Source organism: Burkholderia lata (genome assembly GCF_000012945.1).
Lineage (GTDB): Bacteria > Pseudomonadota > Gammaproteobacteria > Burkholderiales > Burkholderiaceae > Burkholderia > Burkholderia lata.
Window position 1 is genome coordinate 1,904,460 of record NC_007510.1, and the last position, 23,355, is coordinate 1,927,814.

A 23,355-nucleotide genomic window follows, 5' to 3' on the forward strand; every position below is an offset into this window, starting at 1 on the left:
CATCGAACCATGAGCAGCGACAACTCCCTGCAGACTCCCGCGCGACCGGCCGCCGCCGATCCTGCCAGCGCCCGCCAGCAACCGGCGGCCGATCACACCGCGGCGCCGCGCGCGCCAGGCGGGCCGGGCGGGCCTGATGCCCGCACGCAACCGGCACCGGGCGGCGGCGCACCCGCGACGCCGCCGCCACCGCCCGCTCGGCGCAAGCATCTGGTGCGCGCGCTCGTCGCCGTGTTCGCGCTCGGCATCATCGGCTGGGGCATCTGGTACGTGATCGTCGGGCGCTGGTACGAATCCACCGACAATGCGTACGCGCAAGGCAACGTCGTCGAGCTGACGCCGCAAGTGACGGGCACCGTCGTGTCGATCGACGCGGACGACGGCAACCTCGTACGCGCCGGCACGCCGCTCGTCAGTCTCGACCCGAGCGACGCGCAGATCGCGCTCGCAACCGCGCAGGCCGATCTCGCGGCAACGGTGCGCAAGGTGCGCGGCCTGTACAGCAACGAACGCGGGCTGGCGAACAGCATCGACGGCGCACGCGCCGAACTCGATACGCGCCGCACCGCGCTCGACAAGGCGAAGGCCGACTACAGCCGCCGCGAGGATCTCGGCCGCTCCGGCGCGATTTCGCGCGAGGAACTCGCGCATGCACGCGACACGCTGACGTCCGCGCAAAGCGCTTACGCGGCCGCGCAGAGCGCGCTGGCAACGTTGAGCGAGCAGCACCAGACGAGCAAGGCGCTGATCGACGACACCGCTGTCGCGTCACACCCGGACGTGCAGGCCGCGGCCGAACGACTGCGGGCCGCCTATCTCGCGCATGCCCGCACCCAGGTTGTCACGCCCGTCACCGGCTATGTCGCGAAGCGTACGGTGCAGGTCGGGCAGCGCGTGTCGCCGGGCGTGCCGCTGCTTGCGGTCGTGCCGCTGCGCGAGCTGTGGGTCGACGCGAATTTCACCGAGAAGCAGCTCGAGCACATGCGCATCGGGCAGCCGGTCGAACTGACCGCCGACCTGTACGGTGACGCGGTGCGCTACACCGGCCGCGTGCAGAGCCTGGGCGTCGGCACCGGCAGCGCGTTCTCGCTGCTGCCCGCGCAGAACGCGACCGGCAACTGGATCAAGATCGTGCAGCGGCTGCCGGTCCGCATCGAACTGACCGACCCGGCGCAGCTCGACGCGCATCCGCTGCGCATCGGCCTGTCGATGCACGCGCGCGTCGACCAGCACGACCGCAGCGGGGCGATGCTGTCGCATCGCGAGCAGCGCGCGCCGATATTCCACACCGACGTGTACCGCGACGAGCTCGCGCATGCCGACAGCCTGATCGCCGACGTCATCCATGCGAACCTGCCGGCGGCGGTGCGTGCGGAGGCCGTGCGATGAGCGGCCCGATGGCGGCCGCCGACAGCGGCTTTCGTCCGTCGAGCGTCGGGCTGACGACCTTCGGCCTCGCGCTCGCGGTCTTCATGCAGGTGCTGGACGGCACCGTCGCGAACGTGTCGCTGCCGACGATCGCCGGCAACTTCGGCGTGAGCACGACGCAGAGCGCGTGGGTCGTCACGACGTTCTCGGTCAGCAATGCGATCGCGCTGCCGCTGACCGGGTTTCTCGTCAAGCGCGTCGGACAGGTGCGGCTGTTCGTGTGGGCGACGCTTGCGTTCACGTTCGCATCGCTGCTGTGCGGCTTCGCGCAGAACCTGCCGCAGCTCATTGCGTTCCGCGCGCTGCAGGGCCTGGTGGCCGGGCCGATGATCCCGACCACGCAAGCGCTGATGCTGTCGATCTACCCGCCGCAGCGGCGCGGCTTCGCGCTGTCGATGATCGCGATGGTCACCGTCGTCGCGCCGATCACGGGGCCCGTGTTCGGCGGCTGGGTCACCGAGCACTACTCGTGGCGCTGGGCGTTCCTGATTAACCTGCCGATCGGCGTGTTCGCCGCGATGTGCGTGTTCGCGCAGATGCGTGCGCGCGTCGAGACGACGGTTGCCGCGCGTGTCGACTATATCGGCCTCGCCGCGTTGATCGTCGGCGTCGGCGCGCTGCAGATCGTGCTCGACAAGGGCAATGAAGCCGACTGGTTCAACTCGACGTTCATCGTCGTGATGTCGGTGGTCGCCGCGTTCGGCATCGCGCTGTTCCTGATCTGGGAGCTCAACGAGCCGAATCCGATCGTGAACCTGCGGCTCTTCGCGCATCGCAACTTCGCGGTCGGCACGCTGACGCTCGTGCTCGCGTATTCGGCGTTCTTCGCGGTCAACGTGATCGTGCCGCAATGGCTGCAGCGCACGCTCGGCTACACGGCATTCTGGGCAGGGCTCGCCGTCGCGCCGATGGGCGTGATCCCGGTGCTGATGACGCCGTTCATGGGCAAGTACGCGCCGCGCTTCAACATGCGGATGCTCGTGTGCTGCGCGTTCGCGATCCTCGGCACGTCGTCGTTCCTGCGCGCGGGCTTCGTGCCCGACATCGACTTCACGCACATCGCACTGATCCAGCTGCTGCAGGGCCTCGGCCTCGCGCTGTTCATCATGCCGATCAACAGCATCCTGCTGTCCGACCTGAAGCCGGACGAGATCGCCGCCGGCTCCGGCCTGTCGACGTTCCTGCGCACGCTCGGCGCGAGCTTCGCGGTGTCGATCACGTCGTTCCTGTGGGACCGGCGCGCGATCCTGCATCACGCGCAGCTCAGCGAGCACGTGAGCGGGTTCGATCCGGCCGTGCGGGCCGAAGTCGCGCGGCTTGGCGGTGGCGATCCGCAACGCGCGGCCACGCTGCTGAGCAACCTGGTCGACGCACAGGCGTACCAGATCTCATTCAACGACGTTTCGTTCGCGCTCGGCTGCGTGTATCTCGCGGTGATCGCGGCGGTCTGGCTCGCCCGTCCGCCGTTCGGCCCCGGTGCCGCCGCGAAGCGGTGACGAAGCTGCGCGGCCTCGGACGACGCGCCGGTGATGCCGTCAAGCAGACGAGGGCACGGGCCGGGGCGGTGCCGGCAGTCGTGGTAGTTGCCGGGTAGGGGTACGGCGGGGGCAGGTGAATGGATTGCGGACCTCGCGCGATGTGTTCGGTCGCGCCGCGGTTGCTTGGGTTCACGGTCACCGGAGCCGGAAACAGCGTTCGTGACGATTCTGTCGCTCGCGCTGGATGTTCTGCATCAGTCGCCCTGGATCCGGGTAACCGACGCAAACCCTTCCGCAACGGTCGGCGGCGCAAAGAGGAATGCAACGCTTTCGATACTCGCAGCGCCGGTGCCCGATTCGAACACGTCCATCTGTTGCGCGTGACGGACCCCGAACTGTCACGTGACCTGGGCTTGCTTTGGTCGAACAGGACAGGGCGAACCCGCGCGGCGAGCATGTTTGCAGACATGCTGAGAAGCCTGTCCTCCAAGCCCGCGGATCGTTCGCGGGCATGATTCGTGATCGGGTATCGGGAACGTAAGCGCAACGCCACACGCAGACGTTCGTCAACTCGACCCGATTCAATTCGACGCCCGGTTTCCAGATCGTGACAGGGCAGTTTCTCCGCAGTTTGATCGCGATCCACAACCTTGGGACGATCCCGCTCCAGCGATCAACGAGACGCGGGAAGTGCGCCGGCATCCCAGTCGATCCGGTAACCGTGGTCGGAAGCCAGCCGCTTCGCCGGATTGAAAACCGTCTTCAGCGCGACAGGCATGATGACGTGCATCAGCGCCTTGCCCAACGGTCCCATTGCTTTTCGGGTGTTGGTCCTTGCCGCAGCCGCCGCGATCGCTTCGACACGCGCGCGACGCAACTGCTCGTAGCGCGCGAATGCCAGAGAGGGCGCCGGAATATCGCGCAGACAACGCGCGAGCTGAACCGCACTTTCAATGGCCAGCGACGCACCCTGGCCGGAACTCGACGACGGCGCATGTACGGCGTCGCCAACCAGCACCATGCGCTCGCTATGCCAGCGCGGAACAGGCGGCATCATCTCGCTGGCAATGGGCGCAAACAGCTGATCGGGGTCGGTATTTCGCAACAGCGTATGCGCGGGATAGTCATCCCCGTATAGCTCGCGCAGTTGCGCGAGCCACTGCGCCGACGGAATCTCGCGTACGGCCTCCATCGACGCAGGCATCGCATAAGGCAGATTGCCGAACCAGCAGATACCGCGATCCGGATCCGCCCAGTAGCCAAGAAATGCATGCTTGCCGAACACGAAGGTCATCGTGTCGACGGGAATGCGCAGCGTATCGAGCGGCACCAGCGCACCAAAACCCAGGGTTCCCGCGTAGTGCGGCGCCGGCGCGCCGGGATCGATCAGGCCACGCACCGTGGAGCGGATACCGTCAGCGCCGATCAGGATGTCGCCGTTCGCATGGCTGCCATCTTCGAACGACACACGGACACCGTCGGCCGTCTCGCTCGCGCCCACGAGCCGCTTGCCGTGCACGACCGGAATGTTCGCGTCCACCACGGCATCGCGCAACACCCGGTACAGATCGGAGCGATACACGACGCGGCTCGACTGCATCCCTTCCAGACCGTCGAACCGGGTCAGCACCTTGCCTCGGCCATCCGCCATTGCCATATGGGCAATCGGCTGGCTCACCGCACGAAGTGCGCCATCCACGCCGACGATCTTCAGTGCTTCGAGCCCGTTGGGCGAAACCATCAGGCTCGCCCCGATGCCGTCCGCGGGTGCGGCGTACGACTCGTAGATGGTCGAGCGGATACCGGCCCTGGCCAGCGCCAGCGCGACAACGGGGCCCGCGATGCCGCCGCCGGCAATCAAAGCATGCTGCACCTTCGCCATTTCGACCACCTCATAATCATATTATGACTACAGTATAGTCAAAGTATGACTAAGGAGGCAAGCCGTGCCGCTCATCGATACCAGGACCCGCAATTGAAACCCCGTTCGAGACAACCTTCTCCGCTCGCGATGGTGATTCTCGGCTTTGTGCTGGAAGCCCCGTCGCACGCATACCGCATGCACGAACTCATTCGGCAGCGCGGCAAAGACAACGTGGTCAACGTCGCGCAACGCAACAGCGTCTACCAGACCCTTTCACAGCTGAAGACGGCCGAACTCATCCGCGTTCGCGAGACGGCGCAAGGAGAAGGGCGTCCCGAGCGGGTGGTCTACGAGATCACGCCGCAGGGCAAGAAGACGTTCTACGCGTGGCTGGAAGCGATGCTCGGCGAGCCGCGACGCGAGTTCAACGAGTTCCCGGCTGCGCTCGCGACGATCATGGCGCTGACACCCGGGGTCGCACGCGCGCAGCTTCAGCAGCGCAGCGAAACGCTGAAACTGCAATTGACCGAGTCGGTGTCGACCTTCACGACGTGGCAGGACAAGGGGTTGCCGCGGCTCGTCATGCTGGACGACGAGTACAAGCAGGTGCTGCTGAAAGCCGAGATCCAATGGCTGGACGGGTTGATCTCGGAGCTCGAGTCGGGCGCGATGACCTGGAACGAGAAATATCTGCGCGAACTCGCGGCGCAATTCGAATAATTCGTCCTGGGGTTTGCGGCCGACTTTCTGCGGCTGTTCCGGCGATGTCCATCCTCAAATCAGTTGATCGATTTGATGAAATCGATCGATGCGTCACGCATCCAGCATCGGACGGATTCCGTTTCAGCCATCGCCGGATTCAGATGTCCACTTTCCAGCCATTTAGAAATGTCCGGTTTTAAGGTTGGTTTTGCTGCGCCTTTTTCCTCGTCTTGACCATTACGCAGCGTCGAAGGTCGGCGCCTGAACGGGCAGGGCGCTCACGTTTGTTTCTCCAGCTTTTGCGGGCCGTCGACGTTTTGGCCCGCCGGCGGCCCGCGGCCGGGGTACTGTCCCCCTCGTTCGCGCGCCTGCCCGCGGCAACCGACCGCATCGCCACTTTGTGGTCTGGCCCGCAGTCCTCCGTTCGAACTCCGGTTACCGTTGCTAACAAATGAGTCCCTTCACGCAGCAACAATGCACGGCGCCACCGGACAGCACCGTCCCAACGCATGGCCGGATCGCGCTATGGCAATACAACCGTCATCAACAAGACAGGAGAGCCTACATGCATAAACCGATCGACACGAAACCGCTCGACCGCTCGCGTATCCGCCATGCAAAGGAAACCTACGCCGATCTGTGCCGCGCTTATGTCCAGCGCAATCCCAATGGCATATACAGCGCCTACATCAGGTCGGCCATCGGGAACGATGCGACACTCGACCGGCATGCGCGCACACTGGAACTTTATGCGTCGTATATCTCAGATGGCGCAAAAGTGCTCGACTGGGGCTGCCGGCATGCGCCGGATTCGTGCATGCTGCGCGTGCTTTATCCCGATCTCGATATTCACGGCTGCGACATCGCCGGCGACGATTTCCAGGAATTCCACGGCTTCGCGAACCTCGACTTCCGGGTGCTCGAGCACGAATACGTGCTGCCGTATCAGGACGGCTTCTTCGACGTCGTGCTCGGCAGCGGCGTCCTCGAGCACGTCGCGTTCGAGCAGCACAGTATCGAACAGATCTGGCGCGTGCTGAAACCGGACGGGATCTTCATCGTCACGTTCCTGCCGAACCATACGTCGCTCACGGAAAACATGTCGCGGGCCATGAAGAACTACAACGGCCACAATCGGCTGTATCGGCTGGAATACGCGAAGAACATTTTTCTCCGTTCGGGATTCGTCGTCGAGGCATGCGGCTACCATCAGGTCTTTCCGACCTTCGCGAAAGGCGTGAACGGCTCGAAGCTGCTCGACACAGCCGCGAATCTCTGCGCGCGAATGAACCGGACGTTCGAGTCCATTCCGTACGTGAACCGCATCTCGTCGAATCTCTACTTCGTGCTGCGGCGCGTGACGCATATGTAATGCGAAGATCGAGCGCGGGTGTTGCGATAGCGTTCGTCCGCGCGTTTGCAAGACACGCGCTGCAGGCGCGCTTGCCATCGGCGACGTCCTGAATGACCTTGAATCGGTCCAGCTCGCGCATCGTCAGTGTCACCAATCCGGCTGGCTGCATGGTCGGCTCCCGTGCTTGCTCAACGAGCCATCCAGCATGCCAGCAGTCAAAAACACGACATCTGTAAATAGCCAGAACACGACATTAGGATATGGCTGCTACAACACAAACGTTTGAATCTTGGTACCTATGGCTGGGTGTTGCGTCGGGTTGGTTTTCCTGGTTTTGTTGTATTTCAACCGGAAGGCGGCCGAGTTATCCACAGAATATCCACTTTTTAGGCTGTTTCCCGTTGCGCGTTCAAATCAAGGTTATTTGTTGCGCTGCTGGGTGCGGACCAACGCAACAGGAAGGTGTCACATCTGGCGTCCCAACCAGTGTCAGTGTTGCGTTTGACCTACGCGACCCGGGTTTTGGGGTTCACGCCTAGTTGCCACAGCACGTCGATATTCTTTAGATATATGGCAACCTTTTCTGGGGAGTCATGGATGATCGAGTGCCGTTTGCCGTCAACGTTGTCGAGGTGCACTGAACACGGATCCTCTAGACATTGGCAGATGTTGTCGATCTCATCGCGATACTGATCCAGCCTTTCCGGCTCCCAATCTCGGCCGGTGTCGGGTGCAAGAATCACTGAGAGAGCGCCTTTCCTTTCCCCAACGTACCGGATCGGGGAGAGCAGGCCAGCAACGTAGAACATCATGATTGCGTCGATCACACGGTCGTCGTGATCTTCATCCCAGATGACCGCTAAGTCGAGGAAGGCACATCGGTCAAGTCGATTCAAAAGCTCGTCGTGCCACACCGGCGCGCGAAGGACAGAGTAGTGAGTTCCTCGACCGAGGTTGCCTACTGGTCGCGTTTCATCGTACATCGTCTGAAGGAAGGGGCAATACGACATTTGATGCTCCTTTCGGGAGAGAAGTAGCTTCCGCCGCGGAACCAGAGCCATTTAGTAACAGGGGCATCGAGCAAGTGCTATCGACACCCGCCTAGATGGGGCAGGTCGACGCCTTGCTATTTCGTCAGCCACTGACCGTAGGCCTCTACATCTATCATCGGTACCGTTCCACTAAACTGTAGTTATGCTATCAACTTGAAGAGAAACGCAGTGGCTGGTTTATTCTCGTCAACGTAATTGTATTTATTTGCCGCTCGATCATAGAAGAAGTAGCCATGAGCCGCTATCCCCCTCGGCCTAATCAGGCGCCGCGCCTACAGTCCAGAGCCCGGTCTGTGAAGCGGCTGCCATACTGGCCTCGAGGCGTGCGGCTTTCTCAGGTGTATCGATATATTGCGACAGCATTGGCATAGGGCCGAAAACATTCCGACAGATAATCAAAATCTTCTTCTCATGTCTACGTACTTCCGCGGTGATAGTGGGTACGAGCGTTGCATGGAGTCGTATCATGTCGTCGCTTGACCGATCCTTGCCGATTGTCATGCGATAGGAAAACTGCGCGACGGTCCGATTGAGTTGCCGGACTTTCTGAGTGTCAGCGATGGTACGGTGACGTGAGATCATGTTCGCTGGCGCAAGCTTGCTGGAGCCGCGAATAAGCATGCGTGCGGAAACTGGAAAGATCAGCTCGACCTCACCCGCATGGTCATAAGGGCTTCTTGCAAGGAACGCTTGGCGAGGATCATAACTACAGACCGGATTGTCTGAGGTGAGGAATGGCACGCTGGTCTTGTTGTGCAGCACCTCGAAACCGAGCTGAAAGCAAAGATCGCCAAAGTCCTTGAACTCAGCTTCCATCGCCAGCAGCGTCTCGTGTGGATTGATGCCGATCGGTACAGTATCGAACTGTCCAGCGTAGCACTTTAGCTCAGGGGGAAGAACGCCGATCTCTTCAGCCACCTTGTGCTCGGTGCGCAACTTGGTTTCAAGCCTCAAAGCGTGACGATCGCGGGTCGCCGGAACGCGGGCGCGCATGATCGCTGCCATACCTAGGACGTTGAAGGAAATGGCGGGTGACAGCCGGCGGGCTGCAAGGGCTTGGACCGTTTCAGGCCAAACGGTCTCGATCGTGTTCCACAAATCCTCGAAGCGGTGGTTCTCCCGGCCGCCATCCGGCAGCGGCTGCGAATAATAGTCTCTCTCGAACCCGATCGCCCGCGGGTTCATCGGATGCGGGTCTTCCGGTGCCTCGCAGCGGTAGACCTGGACTCGGCCTCGATCATCCGCGAAGCCGTTCATATAGACGACCGAGATGAAGTGATGTCGACGGTTGTTGCGATTAATGTCGCTGCGTGTGGGATTGAGTGTGCTAAACGGCCGCACATCGTCATCTACGGGCACATTGCCGGATGCACCGAAGTATGTGGGTTTCAATGTCATCTCCGCATCAGGCCTACCACGTGTGGTAGGGCCGAGATAGCTCAGATCGATCTGGGGCACATTCTGAGCGGCAGTAGCGCAGCGATTGGGATCGAGCGGGCACGCCCAGAGGGGCGCTGCAAACCACTGATCGTTTCCAAGATAGTCGCGAGGCACCCAACGCAGATTAGCAGCCGCTGGGAGATCCTGCATGAATTCGAACCACATAGTCCGAGTCTGAGTCGTGGCAAATTGGGTTGGGCCGACCAGACCATGAGGCTGCGCGAGCGCAACTGCGGTTGCACGCCGGGCACACTTTCTGGCCTGACGTGGACGAAAAGCACGTCGATGCCACTGGCTTGCTGTCATTCGCAGCTGATCGATACGGATCTGCTGGCGCTAGCTCGCGCACACAAGGGCAAGCAGGCGACCTTCGATCGGCGCTTGGCTGTCGACGCCGTTCTGAATGGCGCAAAGCATCTTGAACTGATTTCCTGACCGTCGATCAAGAGCCGAAGTCGCGACAGTTTCGCTTGAACTGGTTTCGTTAAGCATGAGGCTGGCACGGAACAACTGAAGTGCGACCCCCGACAGATTGTCCGTTCTGAACGGATCGCTACCCCGGTTGTTCCAGACAGCTCAAGAAACTAGATTCGATCCTGCGTAATGCACGGCCCTGCAAGGGCATCCGCCCGGCTGAACTTTGATTACCTTCCACGCAGGAGTATTTCGATGTCGCACGAATCCAGGCTCTACGTCATCACCGGTTCCGCTTCGGGTATCGGTCGGGAAACAAAGCAGTTGCTCGAGTCCCACGGTCACCGTGTCATCGGAGCCGACATTCGCGACGCGGACGTGATCGCGGATCTCGCCACGCCCGAAGGGCGCACGGCGCTGGTCGAACAGGTGACGAAACTCAGCGGCGGCACCATCGATGCCGTGCTGGCCGTTGCCGGGGTCGACCTCGCCGGGCCGGCGACGGTCGCGATCAACTACTACGGCGCGATTGCCACGCTCGAGGGATTGCGGCCCTTGCTGCTGCGTTCGAATGCGCCGCGCGCGGTGGCCGTTTCGTCGATCACTTCGGTTCATCCGTTCAACGACCAGTTGCTCAACGCGCTGCTGGACGGCACGGAAGCATTCGCGCTGGAGAAGGCCGCCGAGGTGCCGTACGTCTATGCGACGACGAAGCGTGCGTTGTCGCGCTGGATCCGGCGCAATGCGCTGAAAGCGGAATGGGCCGGCTCGAACATCCCGTTGAATGCGATCGCGCCAGGGCTCGTCAAGACCGAACTGCTCAAGCGGCTGTTCGAGGATCCCGAGACCCGGCAGCGCATCAACGCCGGCACGCCGATGCCGCTCGGCGGCCCGTACGAGCCGGTCGCGGCTGCGGAACTGCTGGCGTGGCTGTCCAGCGAAAAGAATGGGCACATGACCGGCCAGACGATCTTCATCGATGGTGGCGCGGACGTGATGATCCGCGGCGACGCCGTGTGGTGAACGTGCGGCACGGGGTTTCGCTCGTCGTAGCAGGACAGGATCACAGTCGGCGTGTTCGCGAGAGTTTCAGCGCTACAATCGCGGACACGACAACGGATGGCGCCGCTCCATGCGCCATCCCCGACAGGAGTGCACTTGTGGCAAAGGTCAATGCCGACGCGCAAAAAGAACAGATCCTGAACGCGGCGGCGAAGCTCTTCATCGAGAAGGGGTTCGGCGGCGCGTCGATGCAGGAGATCGCGGAATCGCTCGGCGTCACGCGTACCGCGGTCTACTACTACTTCAAGAACAAGGATGAGATCCTGACCGCGCTGGTCGAGGAAGTCACGCTGCGCGCGCGGCGTGAGTCGAGTCGCGTGGCGGCGGAAGCGGACGCCGATCCGAAAGCGCGGCTGCGTGCGCTGGTGCACCAGCATGCAATGCTGATCCTGAAGCATCACAACGAATTCCGCGTGATCGACCGTACCGAACGGCAACTGCCCGAACGCGCGTACCGCGCGAACGAAGAGGCCAAGCGCGCGGTGCTGGACAACTTCACGGCAGCCATCGAGGCCGGTGTGCAGACTGGCGTGTTCCGTGTGGTCGATGCGAAGGTGGCGGCGTTCACGATGATCGGCATGTGCAGCTGGCCGGCATTCTGGTACAAGCCGGACGGCGCGAAGAGCGCGGAGGAAATCGCGGACGAGATCGCCGAACTCGCGGTGCACTCGGTCATGCGGCCCGCCAAACGTCAGCTCAAGCGGGCCGGCGACGTGTCGGAAGCGCTGGCGCTGCTGCGCGAGGATCTCGATCATCTGGAACTGATTGTCGAAAAGGCGCCGAAAGCAGGCTAGGAAAATTTTTTGCACTGAATTTGACATCAACGTCAAAAAACATATACTTGTGTCAAATCAAGGAGACGGCTCGATGAACGATCTGACTGAAGGGTTCGCCGACACGCAGGCTCGCGCGCTGGCGATCGACTGGTTTCCGCAAACGGCGCCGCAGTCCGTCCGGCAGCTCGGCGTGACATTGCGGACGGAGGATGGTGCGGCGACCTCGGGCATTCTGTATCGCGGCGCGTCGTCGAAGACGGTGGTGTGCCTGATGCATCCGCGCGAGAACTTCTCGTTCCACTACATGATCCCGGCCTTGCTGAACGCGGGGGCATCGGTCTGGGCCCAGGCCAGCCGATCGGTCGGCAACGACCTGCGTCTGGAGCACGAACTAGCGTTGCACGATGTGGCCGCCAGCATGCGCTACCTGCGCGAATCGGGTTTCGAGCGCATCGTGATGCTCGGTAATTCCGGTGGCTCGGGGTTGTACAGCCTTTACCACCAGCAGGCCACGCGTCCGGCCGACAGCCGGATTGCGCGCACGCCCGGCGGCAGGGCGACGCAGCTCGAAACGGCTTCGCTGCCTGTGGCGGACGCGATGATCTATCTCGCGCCGCATCCGGGCCAGGGCCGTCTGCTGCTCGGCTGCATCGATCCGGCGGTGACGGACGAGGCTGATCCGCTTTCCGTCGACGACAGCCTGAACGCGTTCAATCCGGCCAATGGATACTCGCGCGAACCCGGCAAGACCCGATACAGCCCGGAATTCGTGACGCGCTATCGGCAGGCCCAGCACGATCGCGTCGCTCAGCTCGACGCGCACGCCCGGGCACTGATCGCGGTGCGGCAAGACGCGCGGCGGGCCGTAAAGGAAGGGCGAGCCACGTCGCGTCAGAAGGCCGAGGCGAATCACACGCCGATCCTGACGGTGTGGCGGACCGACGCCGACCTGCGCTGTCTCGACCAGGCGCTGGATCCGTCTGATCGTCTGCCCGGATCGTTGTGGTCGCCCAATCCTGTTATTTCGAACTACGGATCAGTCGGATTCGGTCGACTGTGCTCGCCCGAGTCGTGGCTGTCGACGTGGTCCGGCATTGCGTCGAATGCGGCGCTCGAGCTGACCGCGCCTGCAGTCGAGGTGCCGGCGCTGCTCGTCGAATACACCGGCGACCAGACGACGTTTCCCGACGCGATCCGCGACATCTTCGCGGCGATCGGCGCGGCCGACAAAACCCATCTGCGGGTACGCGGCGACCATCACGGCCGGCCGCTCGGATCGGGTGAGGAGGCCGGCCGCTATGTCGCAGGGCGACTGATCGCGAACTGGCTGAAAGAGCGAGATTTCCTGTAAAACGAGGAGTTCCAGCATGAACCCGTCATCACCGCTTCGGCTGCAAGGCGTCGATCACACGGCCCGGCCGACTTGGAAGTTGCGCGAAACCGTCGAGTTCTATCGCGACATTCTGGGGTTGCCGCTGATCCACACGATCTCGGCACGTGGCTGGGGCCCGGAAACGCACCCGGACTTCCTGCATTTCTTCTTCGACAGCGGCAACGGCAGCACGATCGCGTTTTTCTACTATCTCGGCGAGCCGCAGCCAGTGGATCGCCCGTCGATGCCGCCGACGCCTGACGATCACGTGTTCGACGCGACGCATACCGCGTGGCTCGCCGACAGTGAGGCCGAGCTGCTGGCCTGGAAGGCGGCACTGGAAGCGAAGGGCGTCGAGGTGTCGTCGACGACCCGGCATGAAGTGATCGAATCGATCTACTTCCGCGACCCGAACGGCTATTTCATCGAGATCACGGTGAAGCTGCGTCCGCTGCAGAAGCTCGACGAGCAGGATGCGGCGCTTACGCTGCAGGCCGCCATCAATGCCGAACGTGCAGCGGCGCCGTCAACGGGCGGTGTTCGGGAGATCGACATCGTCTGGCGCGAAAAGGGCAGACTGCTCAGCAGCGCATTCGGCATCGCGAGTGATGCGCCGGGCATGTTCGTGCCGGCACTGGCCGAATTCGAGAGCGTGGTCGCCGCCGCGCGGCAAAACACCGAGTATCGGGTGTCGCAGCCGTCGGCCGATTACTTCCTGATCGAAGGCCGGACGGCCCTCGAATTCGACCGCAAGGCGCTCGGGATGAAGCCTGCAGTCTGGTACGGGCTCTTCACCGGCGGCTTGCGCGGCAGCATCGACGTGTTCGACAAAGACCGCGTGCGCGTCGTGGCCGCGTAGCCCGGGACAGGAGGAGACAACCATGACGGGCATTCATTTTCCGGTCGACGGTGTCGTCTATTGCGATCCGGCCGACGCGCAGCGTTACCTGCAGGCCGGTGCGTGGATCGATCGCACGTTCGGCGAGGCACTGGCGGAGACGGCGCGACGGCTTCCGGACAAGGCCGCATTCATTGCCGACGGCCGGACGCTGACGTTTCGCGAGCTGGACGAAGAGAGTGATCGCCTCGCAGCGGCACTCGTGCGTCTCGGGCTGAAGCCGGGCACGCGCGCGATGTTCCAGATGGGCACGACCCTCGATACCGCGCTCGCGTTGTGCGCCTGCTACAAGAGCGGCGTCGTGCCGGTCTGTTCGCTGCCGCAATACCGCGAAGTCGAGATCGGCAAGCTCGCCGACCTCGCCCGGCCGGAAGCCTACTTCGTGCAGGCGGATATCGGCCGCTTCGATCTCGTCGAGTTTGCGCAGACGATGTGCCGCGAACACGCATCCTTCCGGCATCTGATCGTCGCGCGCGGCGAAGCGCTGGCCGGCGCGCAGTCGATGTCCGAGCTGACGTCGTCGCTTTCGCTCGACGAAGCGCGGCGGGTGCTGGCGGACGTGCGGATCGGATCCGAGGACGTGCTGAGCTTCCAGTTGTCGGGCGGCACGACGGGCGTGCCGAAGATCATCCCGCGCTTTCATGCGGAATACCTCGGTCATTCGCTGGCGTGGTCGCGTCACGTCAACGGCGGCGAGCAGGCCACGCTGATCTGGTCGCTGCCATTGCTGCACAACGCGGCGCACCTGTACGCGCTCGTGCCGACGATCGCGGCAGGGCAGACCACGATCCTGATGTCGTCCGTCGACGTGGTGCAGATGGCCCGGCTGATCGAGCAGCATCGCGCGACGCATGCGGTGTCGATCGGCCCGGTGGCGCCGCAGATCATGGCGAATCCGCAGGTGCTCGACCACGATCTGTCGTCGCTGAAGCTGTTCTTCTGCCTGACGCGCGCCGACAACCTCGAAGCGTATCTCGGTGTGCCGTGCTCGAACATGTACGGCACCACGGAAGGGTTGCTGATCGGATCCGGCGGCACCGTCGACGAGCACGTACGCCATCACACGCACGGCCGCTCGGGCTGCGACCAGGACGAACTCGTGCTGCTCGAGCCAGATAGCGAGATACCGGTTCCCACCGGGCAGGTCGGCGAACTCTGCTTTCGCGGTCCGTCCAGCCTGCGCGGCTATTTCAGTGCGCCGGAAGCCAACGCGACGGCCTTTACGAAGGACGGTTTCTTCCGTACCGGCGACATGATGCGGGCGCACGTGATCGACGGCGCGACGTATTTCTCGTTCGAGGGCCGCCTGCGCGACAACATCAATCGCGGCGGCGAAAAGATCGGCGCGGAAGAAGTCGAGGCATTCCTGAGCCATCACCCGGCGGTGCTCGACGCGAAGCTGGTCGCGATGCCAGATCCGGTCTATGGCGAGAAGGGCTGCGCGTTCCTGATCCTGCGGCCGGGACACGTCCCCCCGACGATCCCGGAACTGATCGACTTCCTCGGCACACAGGGCCTCGCGAAGTTCAAGTGCCCGGAGCGCGTCGAAGTGGTGGACGAGTTTCCAGTGACCCGGGTCGGCAAGGTCGACAAGCCGGCCATGCGACGCGCGATTGCCGCCATTCTTGAAACAGAACAGTTGTCCCATACCCCCAGGCAGGAGCAATGACATGAGCCAGGTCAGCTATCGAATCGGCCAGATCGTGCCCAGTTCGAACACGACGATGGAAACGGAAGTGCCGGCGCTGCTGCGCCGCCGCGAACTCGTCGCGCCGGAGCGCTTCACGTTTCATTCGAGCCGCATGCGTATGCACAAGGTGACGAAGGAAGAGCTCGTCGCGATGAACAAGGAAGGGCTGCGCTGCGCGGCAGAGCTTGCGGATGCGCGCATGGACGTGATGAGCACGGCATGCCTCGTTGCCATCATGGCGATGGGGCCGGGATACCACCGGACCGTCGAGCGCGAGCTGGAAGAGGTGGCGCGGGCCAACAGCTGCGAGGCAGCCGTGATGACGTCGGCCGGTGCGCTGATCGACGGGCTGCGCATCATGGGCGCGCGTCGGATCTCGCTGATGGCGCCGTACATGAAGCCGTTGACGAAGCTGGTGGTCGAATACATCGAGAGCGAAGGCATCGAGGTGATCGACGCGCTGTCGTTCGAGATTCCCGACAATCTCGACGTCGGCCGCCGCGATCCGCTGCAACTCGTGAACGATGTCGCGCGGCTGAACACGGCGAACGCCGACGTCGTGGTCGCGTCCGCCTGCGTGCAGATGCAGTCGCTGCCGGCGATCGACACGATCCAGGCATCGCTCGGCATTCCGGTGACGTCGACCGCCGTGTGCACCACACGCCGGATGCTCGACAAGCTCGGTCTCGATGCGGTGATTCCCGGCGGCGGCGCGCTTCTGACGGACGCGTACGCCGGTCGCGTTGCCGTGGCGGAGGCCTGACATGAACGTGACGTCAGGGTTCGACGCGGGCCCGTCGGAGTGGCTCGTCAGCGAGCATCCGTTCGTGGTGCGGCGCTGCGTGAAATGGGGCGAGTGCGATCCCGCGGGCGTCGTCTATACCGTGAACTTCAGCGAATACGTGATCGCGCTCGCGAACCGGTTCTACGCGTACCTGCTCGGCGGATCGCTCGAGTCGGTCAAACGCGAACACGAATTCGGAACGCCGGTGAAGGCGTTGAGCTTCGTGTTCAACCAGAGCCTGCGTCCGGACGAACTGTTCGACATGCAGCTCACCGTCACGGATGTGCGCGAGCGTTCGTTCGATCTGACGGTTGAAGCAGTCGACCTGTCCGGCACGAGCGTGTTCTCGGCAAAGCTGAGTCCGATCTGCGTCGCGCGTCCGGAGCGCCGCTCCATTGCGATTCCACCCGTGCTCCGGGCGAAGTTGCTCGAGCGGCTGGAAGGAAAGGCCGTGCGGACCTCAGAAGGAGAAGCGTGATGAAGATCGACGTGATCGGCGGAGGCCCCGGCGGGTTGTTCTTCGCCTACCTCGTCCGCAAGCAGCATCCGGACTGGCAGGTCCGCGTATTCGAGCAGAACGATGCCGACGCAACCTATGGATGGGGCGTCGTGTTCTCAGGCGTGGCGTTGTCGTTTCTCGAGCAGGCCGATCCTGCATTTTTCCGCCGTTTCACGGCGCTGCATGCGCGTTCCGACCATATGGAGATCGTGCATCGCGGCGTGCACGTTCCGATCGACGGCAACAGCTTCTCGCGAGTCTCCCGTCTGGCGATGCTGCAGTTCCTGCAGGCGGAGTGCCGTGCGGTGGGTGTAGAGCTGCACTTCAACACGCGCGTGGACGATGTCGGGCAATTGAGTGGAGCGGACCTCGTCGTCATTTCGGATGGGGTACACAGCCGTACGCGCACACAGCTGGCGTCCGCTTTCCGGCCATCGTTCACGCAGCGTCGCAACAAGTTCGCGTGGTACGGCACGTCGCGGCTGTTCTCCGCCGTCTCGCTGATCTTTCGCGAAACGCAATACGGGGTCTTCATCGCGCACAGCTATCAGTACAGCAACCAGATGAGCACGTTCCTGGTCGAGACCGATCCCGACACGTGGCGTCGCACCGGGCTCGACAAGATGGATGATGCCGGCAGCCGCGCGTTGTGCGAGAGCGTCTTTGCCGACAACTTGCAGGGACATGCACTGCTGTCCAACAAGTCGGCTTGGTTCGAGGCCGTGACCGTGAAGAACGAGGGCTGGCACGACGGCAACCGGGTCTTGCTCGGCGATGCGTTGCGATCAGTGCATTTTTCGCTGGGCTCGGGCACGCGCATGGCGATGGAGGATGCGATCGCGCTGAGCGACGGCGTATGTCGGCATCACGACGATCTGCCGGCCGTGTTCGAACACTTCGAGACAGTCCGGCGCCCGGCGTCCGAGCGCTTCCAGCTGGCGGCCGCGAAGAGCCTCGACTGGTACGAGAACGTCGCCGACCGGATGCACCTGGATCCGTATGCGTTCACGTACGACTACATGCTGCGTACCGGACGCGTCACCCACGACGATCTGCAGAAGCGTGCGCCGGAATTCATCCGGCAGTACGACGCGCAGCGCGCGGAAGCGGCGAGTTGACCTGCCCCGCGCGGTACACCTGGACCGGTAATACAAGCAGGCGGACCGCGATCACGCGGCCGTCCAGATCGTCACGAGGCGACGGAGGTTTGCGACGAATCTGCCGCAATTGAAGAAGCCTGTCAGGGTATGGAGGAGACAATCATGGCTGCGTCGTCGGACGAGGCAGTACTTTCCGTATTCGATACACGCCCGATGGGGCGGCTGCAATGGCTTGCGTTGTCGTTGTGTGGTCTCTGCATGGTCGTCGATGGATACGACGTGCAGGCGATGGCCTATGCTGCGCCGGCCTTGATGAAGACATGGGGGATCGAGCGGACGGTGCTGGGGCCCGTGTTCAGCGCGGGGTTGCTCGGGATGTTCGCCGGGTCGCTGCTGCTCGCCGGGCTGGCGGACAGGATCGGGCGCCGGCCGCTGCTCGTCGCGGCGAGCATGTGGGTGGCCGGCTGTATGGCGGTGACGGCGCATGCGGGCTCGCTCGACCAACTGATCGCGATCCGGTTCGCAGCCGGTGTCGGCATGGGCGCGATCGTGCCCAATGCGATGTCGCTGGCGGGCGAGTACAGCCCGAGCCGCCTTCGCATCACGCTGATGATGGCGGTCTCGTCCGGCTACATTGCGGGCGGTGTGCTGGGCGGCGCCGTGGCCGCGTTCGTCATTGAAACCTTCGGATGGCGCGGGGTGTTCGACGTGGGAGCGTTGCTGACGGCGATACTGTCCGTGGCGATGTGGATGGTCTTGCCCGAATCGATCCAGTTTGCGCTGGCACGACGCCCGGGACGACCGCAAACGCTGCGCCTTCTTCAGCGTGCGGTGCCCAACGCGACGTTGCCGCCCGGGTTCCGTACGGAACGGCCGGATCGACAACCTGCGGTGGCGACGCTGTTCGGAGAAGGGCGAGCCGTGGCGACGCCGCTGCTGTGGGGCGCGAACTTCGCCAACATGCTGTGCGCGTATTTCCTTGCCGCGTGGATTCCGTTGCTGATGGCCGGTAACGGCGCGTCGCCCGGTATGCCTGTGCTCGCGGGTACGGCCTTGTGGCTGGGTGGCCTGCTCGGCAACTGGCTGCTCGGATTGCTGATCGATCGCAGGGGCTACGCCGTGGTGCTGATCGCGAACTTCGTGGCCGGCGGCATGGCCATTGCCGGGATCAGCGTGTTCCACGCTTTTCCGGTTCCTGCACTGGCTTGCATCGCATTCGCCGGCTTTTGCGTGCTCGGCGGACAATCCGGGCTCAATGCGCTGGCCGTCGTCCTTTATCCGAGCGCGGCGCGTGCGACCGGCGCTGGATGGGCGCTTGGCGTCGGGCGCCTCGGTGCGGTGCTGGGGCCCGTTGCAGGTGGATACCTGATGGCAATGACTTGGACAGCGGAGCAGACCTTGATCGCGTCCGCGTTGCCTGCAGTGGCTGCGGCAGTAGCGGTCGGCATGCTCGGTCGGCTCCGCCGGCAGGGTGCCGCATCGGTCGCTCAGACCGCAGCCTGAAGCCTGCCGCGCGCAGGATCCAGGCAGTACGTCATCAAACTGCCCGGCCGTCCGACGTTCGATTCGGCGCAACCGGGCAGCGTCAGGTTTGCGGCGGCTCAGGCCCGAAGTCCGGCAGATTCGATCTTGAGCAGACGATCGCCGGCATAGCTGCCAACGTACAACGCATCGCCGGCCAGCAGCGCAACCGAGGCCCCGCCTTCGAGCAGCCCCGGGCTGCCTCGAAACAGCGGTGTCGCGTCGAAAGTCGACGGATCGATGCGCGCGATCGAGAACGGCAGCTTGTCGCGGCTGATCCGCCCTTGCGCGGTTGTTCGCGCGCGCCAGTCGTCGAGATCGTCGATGCCGGTTGCGATCAGCGCGCCGCGATCGTCGAGCGTCAGGTTGTCGGCGTAAAACGGCAGCGTCGCCGTGCGCGTGATGCACTGGCGTTCCCGGTCGTACTCGTGCACTTCGCCGCTCGTCCATGCGGCGAACCACACGAGGCGGCCGTCCGCGCCGATCTGAATGCCGTTGTTGAGCGCGGCTTCGCTGCCGGGCAGGCGCCGCCAGCCGGTTCGCGCATGCCACTCCGCGAGGTAGCCGACGCGCTCGCCGCTGAACAGGACAGTCATCGCGTCCCGGTCGCCCAGCAGCGCATGATCGAGCATCACCGTCGCGATGAAGCCGCCTTCGGGCGTGGCGACGACGTCGTTCAGCAGGCCGCCGTCGAAGGCCACCGAACCGCGCCACCAGGCTTCGTAGCCGCCGCTCCCGCGCACCAACTCGAACATCTCGACCGACTCGCGTTCGGCATGGTTGACGGCGAGCAACTGGATCCGTCCGTCCGGGCGCGTCGAAACGTGCAGGCCATGCGTGCCGAACTGCGCGGGCGCGTCGCTGTCGGGATCGCCCCAGCCTCGTTCCGGCTCCCGATGAATCGGGATAGGGCTCGTGCGGTCGCTGGCCAGTTCGACCTGCATCAATGCCGGACCGTCCGGATTGACGAAATCGGCGGGCAGCGCGCTGACGAGCAGGTGCGTGCCGTCCGGGGTGATAGCGATGTCTTCGGGGCCGCTGAAACCTTCCAGGTAGCGATGGGGGAAATTCATCAGATGGACTCTCGTTGGTTGAGACGATGGGAAGCAAGCGGGGTGGCGCGAGCCGCTGCGGCTTCCGCGCGGCTGGCGTGCGGGCCGTACAGCACGACCTTGAAGGCGATGGCGGCCAGCGCGAGCCCGGCGAGCGCGACGCCGCAGCCGACCGCGCCCTGCATGCCGAAGCGTTCGATCGCGAAGCCGCCGGCGAAGGAACCGCCGACGACGCCGAGATTGGCCGCCGTGAGATAGAGGCTGGTGGCGAAGCTGCGGGCCTCCAGCGCGGCGGAGCGAAGCCACATCTGGCTGGCGACGAGCCCGCACGCGTGGATGCCGCCCCACAGGAGCGCGATCGGGGCCATGGCCGCCATTCGGTCTTCCGCGAACGTCCCGAGCGCCAGGTAGATGGCCGCCAGCGCGAACGGCTGCAGCAGCACGACCTTGACGAGATGCGAATCCAGGAACCGGCCGATCATCAGGTTGCCGAGCACGCCGCCGACGCCGAGCAGCGCGAGCGTTGCACTGATCTGTCCGCCGCTCAGGCCGATTTGCCGCTTCAGGTACTCGGCCGCATAGCCGTAGACGGCGAACAGCGCGGTGAAGACCAGCACGACCGCGACGATGTTCAGCCACAGCACGGGCTTGCGCAGGATCGACAACTGGGCGCGCGCGCCGGGCGGCTCTCCGGCCACGCCGGCCGGCAGCATCAGCTGCAGACCGAGCCCGGCGGCAGCGCACACGGCGGCACAGAACAGCAGCGACGCGCGGTAGTCGGTCGCGGACGCGATCGCGCTCATCAATGGAACGCCGACGACGAGGCCGAGTGTCGTGCCGATCACGGCACGCGATACGGCTCGGCCGGTTTGCTCAGGCGGATACAGCGAGGTGGCGGTGGCGAGTGCGGCCGCGTAGAACATCGGGTGGAACAGCGCGGCGACGATGCGCAGCGCGAGCATCCAAGAGAACGAATCGACGAACGCGGACAGCAGGCTGCACCCTGCAAACATCGCGAGCGAGACGACCAGCACGCGCTTGTGCGGGATCCGCACCGATACCAGGACCAGCATCGGTCCGAACAGCGCGACGGTCAGCGCGAACAGGCCGGTCAATTGCCCGGCGTGCGCGACCGACACGTGGAAGTGCTCGACGAGCGCCGGCAGAATGCCGACGACGCCGAATTCGAGCGTATACAGGCCGAAGAGGCCCAGGACGACGAAGGGCATGGCACGGGCGGGCCGTGCGTGTACACGTGACGTACTCATGCCGGCAGCGCCGTGGTCTGGTGCAGGGCGAGCCGCCACGTATCCTCTTCGCGTCGCCAGACGACGGTGAACACCGAGTGAAGGGTGCGTGGCGTGCCGCGCAGCGTGACGGCCATCCTGACGGTGCCGGTGACGAAGAAGGCCGCATCGCCGAGCGGCACGACGGAAGCGATCTCGCGATCGGCGGAGTGATAGACAGCGGCGCCGGCTTCGATGGACGAGAGATAGGACTGCTTGCTGTCGCTTAGCCCGCTCGAATGAACGAACAGGAGGTCGTCGGACAGCAGGGTGGAAAGCGTTTGAGCGTCACCCTGCAGGATGAGGTTCCAGCGGCGCGCTTCGAGCTCGGCGGCGAGTTGCTGGAGGGCGGGTTCGGTGGTCATGGAATCGTCCTGTTGGAAGAGGTGAGACGTCGTCGCACGTGCGGTGCGGGATGACAGCGAAGTTATCGCCTTTCCCAACAGGAATTAAGTACGGTAGAGTTCCCGGCTGAACGGACAATCTGTCCGCTATTCAAGGAGCGTCGCTTCATGGACAGCTTCGCGCTGAACGTTTTTGTACAGGCTGCGGATACGCGCAGTTTCGTTGCGGCCGGCCGTGTGCTCGGCATCTCCGCTTCGGGTATCGGCAAGAGCGTGACGCGGCTCGAACAGAGCCTCGGGGTACGACTGTTTCATCGCAGCACGCGCAGCGTCGCGTTGACGACGGAAGGCGCGCTATTTCTCGAACGCGCGCGGCGGATCCTCGCCGAATTCGATGCGGCGCAGGCTGAGCTTTCGGAGGCGAGCTCGGTGCCGAGAGGGCGGTTGCGGATCGGTTTGCCGATGGTGGGCGATCCGTTTTTGCCGGTGTTTTCGGCGTTTCGACAGCGCTATCCGGAGATCGAGCTCGATCTCGATTTCGACAACCGCATGGCGGACATCATCGAGGAGGGCTATGACGCGGTCGTGCGCAGCGGCGACGTCGACGATTCCCGCCTGACGGCGCGGCCGCTGGGGCGCTTCCGGATGATGCTGGTGGGGGCACCCGACTATTTCGCGCGGCGGGGCACGCCTTCGCACCCGCGCGAGCTCGTCGAACACGACTGCATCCAGTTCCGGATGCCGAACACGGGGAAGCTGCAAACGTGGCAACTGCGGTGCGACGCGGGCGACGAGCCGGAGCTGCGGCTGCCGACCGCGATTACCTGCAATACCAACGAGGCGCGCATGTACTTCGCGATCACGGGCGTCGGCATTGCGTACGCGTCGGAATTTTCCGCGAAGCAGGCGCTCGAGGCGGGGCAACTGGTGACGGTGCTCGATGACTACACGGCCGAACAGAATACGTTCCAGTTGCTCTGGCCGTCAGGCCGTCACGTGACGCCGCGGCTGCGCGCCTTCATCGATTTTGTCTCCGAGCACGTGCAGCTCGACAAGACTCGTTCCTGACGAGGACGGGGTGCGTAAGTCTAGACTGGATCTCTCTGTCAGAGTCAGATCAGTTAGTGATTGCTTGGACGCCACTTCGTCTATGGTCGTGATCGACGGCGGATTCGACCGGTCGATACAACACTCTAGAAGCTGCCTGAAAGCGGAGCAGCTCAAACGCCTAGTGAACCC

21 protein-coding genes are annotated in these 23,355 nt (G+C 63.8%); 15 read left to right on the top strand and 6 right to left on the bottom strand.

From position 1 onward, the window contains the following. Positions 1 to 9: 9 nt before the first annotated feature. Both BCEP18194_RS14550 and BCEP18194_RS14555 read left to right on the top strand, forming a co-directional pair. Positions 10 to 1,389, top strand: coding sequence for an HlyD family efflux transporter periplasmic adaptor subunit (locus tag BCEP18194_RS14550; RefSeq protein ID WP_011352042.1), 1,380 nt, complete (start codon positions 10 to 12; stop codon positions 1,387 to 1,389). Next, positions 1,386 to 2,924 (top strand): DHA2 family efflux MFS transporter permease subunit, encoded by a 1,539-nt coding sequence (locus BCEP18194_RS14555; RefSeq protein ID WP_011352043.1) that lies wholly within the window; start codon positions 1,386 to 1,388, stop codon positions 2,922 to 2,924. Before BCEP18194_RS14550 ends, BCEP18194_RS14555 begins: the two co-directional genes overlap by 4 nt. Positions 2,925 to 3,579: 655 nt before the next feature. Here the strand turns inward: BCEP18194_RS14555 and BCEP18194_RS14560 are convergent. Then, entirely contained in the window at positions 3,580 to 4,788 is a 1,209-nt protein-coding gene (locus BCEP18194_RS14560; RefSeq protein ID WP_011352044.1) for an FAD-dependent oxidoreductase, read from the bottom strand. Positions 4,789 to 4,965: 177 nt separating this feature from the next. Between BCEP18194_RS14560 and BCEP18194_RS14565 the strand changes: the two genes are divergently transcribed. Next, positions 4,966 to 5,490, top strand: coding sequence for a PadR family transcriptional regulator (locus BCEP18194_RS14565; protein ID WP_244272891.1), 525 nt, complete (start codon positions 4,966 to 4,968; stop codon positions 5,488 to 5,490). Between the two features lie 547 nt (positions 5,491 to 6,037). Beyond that, entirely contained in the window at positions 6,038 to 6,844 is an 807-nt protein-coding gene (locus tag BCEP18194_RS14570) for a class I SAM-dependent methyltransferase (protein WP_011352046.1), read from the top strand. 488 nt (positions 6,845 to 7,332) lie between these two features. Here the strand turns inward: BCEP18194_RS14570 and BCEP18194_RS14575 are convergent, their stop codons facing one another. Together BCEP18194_RS14575 and BCEP18194_RS14580 are read right to left on the bottom strand one after the other, a co-directional pair. Further along, the gene (locus BCEP18194_RS14575; protein WP_011352047.1) at positions 7,333 to 7,836 is read right to left on the bottom strand and encodes a hypothetical protein; all 504 of its coding nucleotides are present in this window, start codon (positions 7,834 to 7,836) and stop codon (positions 7,333 to 7,335) included. Between the two features lie 297 nt (positions 7,837 to 8,133). Further along, positions 8,134 to 9,276, bottom strand: coding sequence for a DUF4238 domain-containing protein (locus BCEP18194_RS14580; protein ID WP_041493070.1), 1,143 nt, complete (start codon positions 9,274 to 9,276; stop codon positions 8,134 to 8,136). A 252-nt stretch (positions 9,277 to 9,528) separates the two neighbouring features. On the opposite strand from BCEP18194_RS14580, the gene BCEP18194_RS41665 reads away from it, so the two are divergent. From BCEP18194_RS41665 to BCEP18194_RS14630, 10 genes are all read left to right on the top strand, one after another. Continuing rightward, complete coding sequence (locus BCEP18194_RS41665; RefSeq protein ID WP_167316013.1) at positions 9,529 to 9,753, top strand: hypothetical protein; 225 nt, start codon at positions 9,529 to 9,531, stop codon at positions 9,751 to 9,753. A gap of 234 nt (positions 9,754 to 9,987) precedes the next feature. Beyond that, complete coding sequence (locus BCEP18194_RS14590) at positions 9,988 to 10,755, top strand: SDR family oxidoreductase (protein WP_011352049.1); 768 nt, start codon at positions 9,988 to 9,990, stop codon at positions 10,753 to 10,755. A gap of 137 nt (positions 10,756 to 10,892) precedes the next feature. Then, the gene (locus BCEP18194_RS14595) at positions 10,893 to 11,588 is read left to right on the top strand and encodes a TetR/AcrR family transcriptional regulator (RefSeq protein WP_011352050.1); all 696 of its coding nucleotides are present in this window, start codon (positions 10,893 to 10,895) and stop codon (positions 11,586 to 11,588) included. Positions 11,589 to 11,661: 73 nt separating this feature from the next. After that, positions 11,662 to 12,921, top strand: coding sequence for a hypothetical protein (locus tag BCEP18194_RS14600; RefSeq protein WP_011352051.1), 1,260 nt, complete (start codon positions 11,662 to 11,664; stop codon positions 12,919 to 12,921). A gap of 16 nt (positions 12,922 to 12,937) precedes the next feature. Beyond that, positions 12,938 to 13,801 (top strand): VOC family protein, encoded by an 864-nt coding sequence (locus BCEP18194_RS14605; protein ID WP_011352052.1) that lies wholly within the window; start codon positions 12,938 to 12,940, stop codon positions 13,799 to 13,801. Between the two features lie 22 nt (positions 13,802 to 13,823). Continuing rightward, positions 13,824 to 15,509: an AMP-binding protein gene (locus BCEP18194_RS14610; RefSeq protein ID WP_011352053.1), complete on the top strand. Its 1,686-nt coding sequence runs from the start codon at positions 13,824 to 13,826 to the stop codon at positions 15,507 to 15,509. A 1-nt stretch (position 15,510) separates the two neighbouring features. Continuing rightward, on the top strand, positions 15,511 to 16,293 hold the full coding sequence (locus tag BCEP18194_RS14615) for a maleate cis-trans isomerase family protein (RefSeq protein WP_011352054.1): 783 nt from the start codon (positions 15,511 to 15,513) through the stop codon (positions 16,291 to 16,293). Position 16,294: 1 nt separating this feature from the next. Then, positions 16,295 to 16,792 carry an acyl-CoA thioesterase gene (locus BCEP18194_RS14620; RefSeq protein WP_011352055.1) on the top strand — a complete coding sequence of 166 codons (498 nt, stop codon included), beginning with the start codon at positions 16,295 to 16,297 and terminating at the stop codon, positions 16,790 to 16,792. After that, positions 16,792 to 17,931, top strand: a complete 1,140-nt coding sequence (locus BCEP18194_RS14625; RefSeq protein ID WP_011352056.1) for an FAD-dependent monooxygenase — start codon at positions 16,792 to 16,794, stop codon at positions 17,929 to 17,931. Before BCEP18194_RS14620 ends, BCEP18194_RS14625 begins: the two co-directional genes overlap by 1 nt. A 144-nt stretch (positions 17,932 to 18,075) precedes the next feature. After that, on the top strand, positions 18,076 to 19,416 hold the full coding sequence (locus BCEP18194_RS14630; protein ID WP_011352057.1) for an MFS transporter: 1,341 nt from the start codon (positions 18,076 to 18,078) through the stop codon (positions 19,414 to 19,416). Between the two features lie 98 nt (positions 19,417 to 19,514). Here the strand turns inward: BCEP18194_RS14630 and BCEP18194_RS14635 are convergent, their stop codons facing one another. From BCEP18194_RS14635 to BCEP18194_RS14645, 3 genes are read right to left on the bottom strand one after another with little or no spacing between them, the layout of a single operon-like run. After that, positions 19,515 to 20,507 (bottom strand): hypothetical protein, encoded by a 993-nt coding sequence (locus BCEP18194_RS14635; protein ID WP_011352058.1) that lies wholly within the window; start codon positions 20,505 to 20,507, stop codon positions 19,515 to 19,517. Further along, a complete protein-coding gene (locus BCEP18194_RS14640; RefSeq protein WP_157687173.1) occupies positions 20,507 to 21,715 on the bottom strand; it encodes an MFS transporter in 1,209 nt (402 codons plus the stop codon). Before BCEP18194_RS14640 ends, BCEP18194_RS14635 begins: the two co-directional genes overlap by 1 nt. A gap of 35 nt (positions 21,716 to 21,750) precedes the next feature. Then, positions 21,751 to 22,137: a nuclear transport factor 2 family protein gene (locus BCEP18194_RS14645; RefSeq protein WP_011352060.1), complete on the bottom strand. Its 387-nt coding sequence runs from the start codon at positions 22,135 to 22,137 to the stop codon at positions 21,751 to 21,753. Between the two features lie 147 nt (positions 22,138 to 22,284). On the opposite strand from BCEP18194_RS14645, the gene BCEP18194_RS14650 reads away from it, so the two are divergent. Further along, positions 22,285 to 23,184: a LysR family transcriptional regulator gene (locus BCEP18194_RS14650; RefSeq protein WP_011352061.1), complete on the top strand. Its 900-nt coding sequence runs from the start codon at positions 22,285 to 22,287 to the stop codon at positions 23,182 to 23,184. The last annotated feature ends 171 nt before the right edge of the window (positions 23,185 to 23,355 follow it).

Bases quoted from the DNA above. Each gene is read 5' to 3' on its own strand.
- BCEP18194_RS14550 (WP_011352042.1), top strand. From the start codon at position 10: ATGAGCAGCGACAACTCCCTGCAGACTCCCGCGCGACCGGCCGCCGCC.
- BCEP18194_RS14555 (WP_011352043.1), top strand. From the start codon at position 1,386: ATGAGCGGCCCGATGGCGGCCGCCGACAGCGGCTTTCGTCCGTCGAGC.
- BCEP18194_RS14560 (WP_011352044.1), bottom strand. From the start codon at position 4,788: ATGGCGAAGGTGCAGCATGCTTTGATTGCCGGCGGCGGCATCGCGGGC.
- BCEP18194_RS14565 (WP_244272891.1), top strand. From the start codon at position 4,966: ATGCACGAACTCATTCGGCAGCGCGGCAAAGACAACGTGGTCAACGTC.
- BCEP18194_RS14570 (WP_011352046.1), top strand. From the start codon at position 6,038: ATGCATAAACCGATCGACACGAAACCGCTCGACCGCTCGCGTATCCGC.
- BCEP18194_RS14575 (WP_011352047.1), bottom strand. From the start codon at position 7,836: ATGTCGTATTGCCCCTTCCTTCAGACGATGTACGATGAAACGCGACCA.
- BCEP18194_RS14580 (WP_041493070.1), bottom strand. From the start codon at position 9,276: ATGACATTGAAACCCACATACTTCGGTGCATCCGGCAATGTGCCCGTA.
- BCEP18194_RS41665 (WP_167316013.1), top strand. From the start codon at position 9,529: ATGAGGCTGCGCGAGCGCAACTGCGGTTGCACGCCGGGCACACTTTCT.
- BCEP18194_RS14590 (WP_011352049.1), top strand. From the start codon at position 9,988: ATGTCGCACGAATCCAGGCTCTACGTCATCACCGGTTCCGCTTCGGGT.
- BCEP18194_RS14600 (WP_011352051.1), top strand. From the start codon at position 11,662: ATGAACGATCTGACTGAAGGGTTCGCCGACACGCAGGCTCGCGCGCTG.
- BCEP18194_RS14605 (WP_011352052.1), top strand. From the start codon at position 12,938: ATGAACCCGTCATCACCGCTTCGGCTGCAAGGCGTCGATCACACGGCC.
- BCEP18194_RS14610 (WP_011352053.1), top strand. From the start codon at position 13,824: ATGACGGGCATTCATTTTCCGGTCGACGGTGTCGTCTATTGCGATCCG.
- BCEP18194_RS14615 (WP_011352054.1), top strand. From the start codon at position 15,511: ATGAGCCAGGTCAGCTATCGAATCGGCCAGATCGTGCCCAGTTCGAAC.
- BCEP18194_RS14620 (WP_011352055.1), top strand. From the start codon at position 16,295: ATGAACGTGACGTCAGGGTTCGACGCGGGCCCGTCGGAGTGGCTCGTC.
- BCEP18194_RS14625 (WP_011352056.1), top strand. From the start codon at position 16,792: ATGAAGATCGACGTGATCGGCGGAGGCCCCGGCGGGTTGTTCTTCGCC.
- BCEP18194_RS14630 (WP_011352057.1), top strand. From the start codon at position 18,076: ATGGCTGCGTCGTCGGACGAGGCAGTACTTTCCGTATTCGATACACGC.
- BCEP18194_RS14635 (WP_011352058.1), bottom strand. From the start codon at position 20,507: ATGAATTTCCCCCATCGCTACCTGGAAGGTTTCAGCGGCCCCGAAGAC.
- BCEP18194_RS14640 (WP_157687173.1), bottom strand. From the start codon at position 21,715: ATGCCCTTCGTCGTCCTGGGCCTCTTCGGCCTGTATACGCTCGAATTC.
- BCEP18194_RS14645 (WP_011352060.1), bottom strand. From the start codon at position 22,137: ATGACCACCGAACCCGCCCTCCAGCAACTCGCCGCCGAGCTCGAAGCG.
- BCEP18194_RS14650 (WP_011352061.1), top strand. From the start codon at position 22,285: ATGGACAGCTTCGCGCTGAACGTTTTTGTACAGGCTGCGGATACGCGC.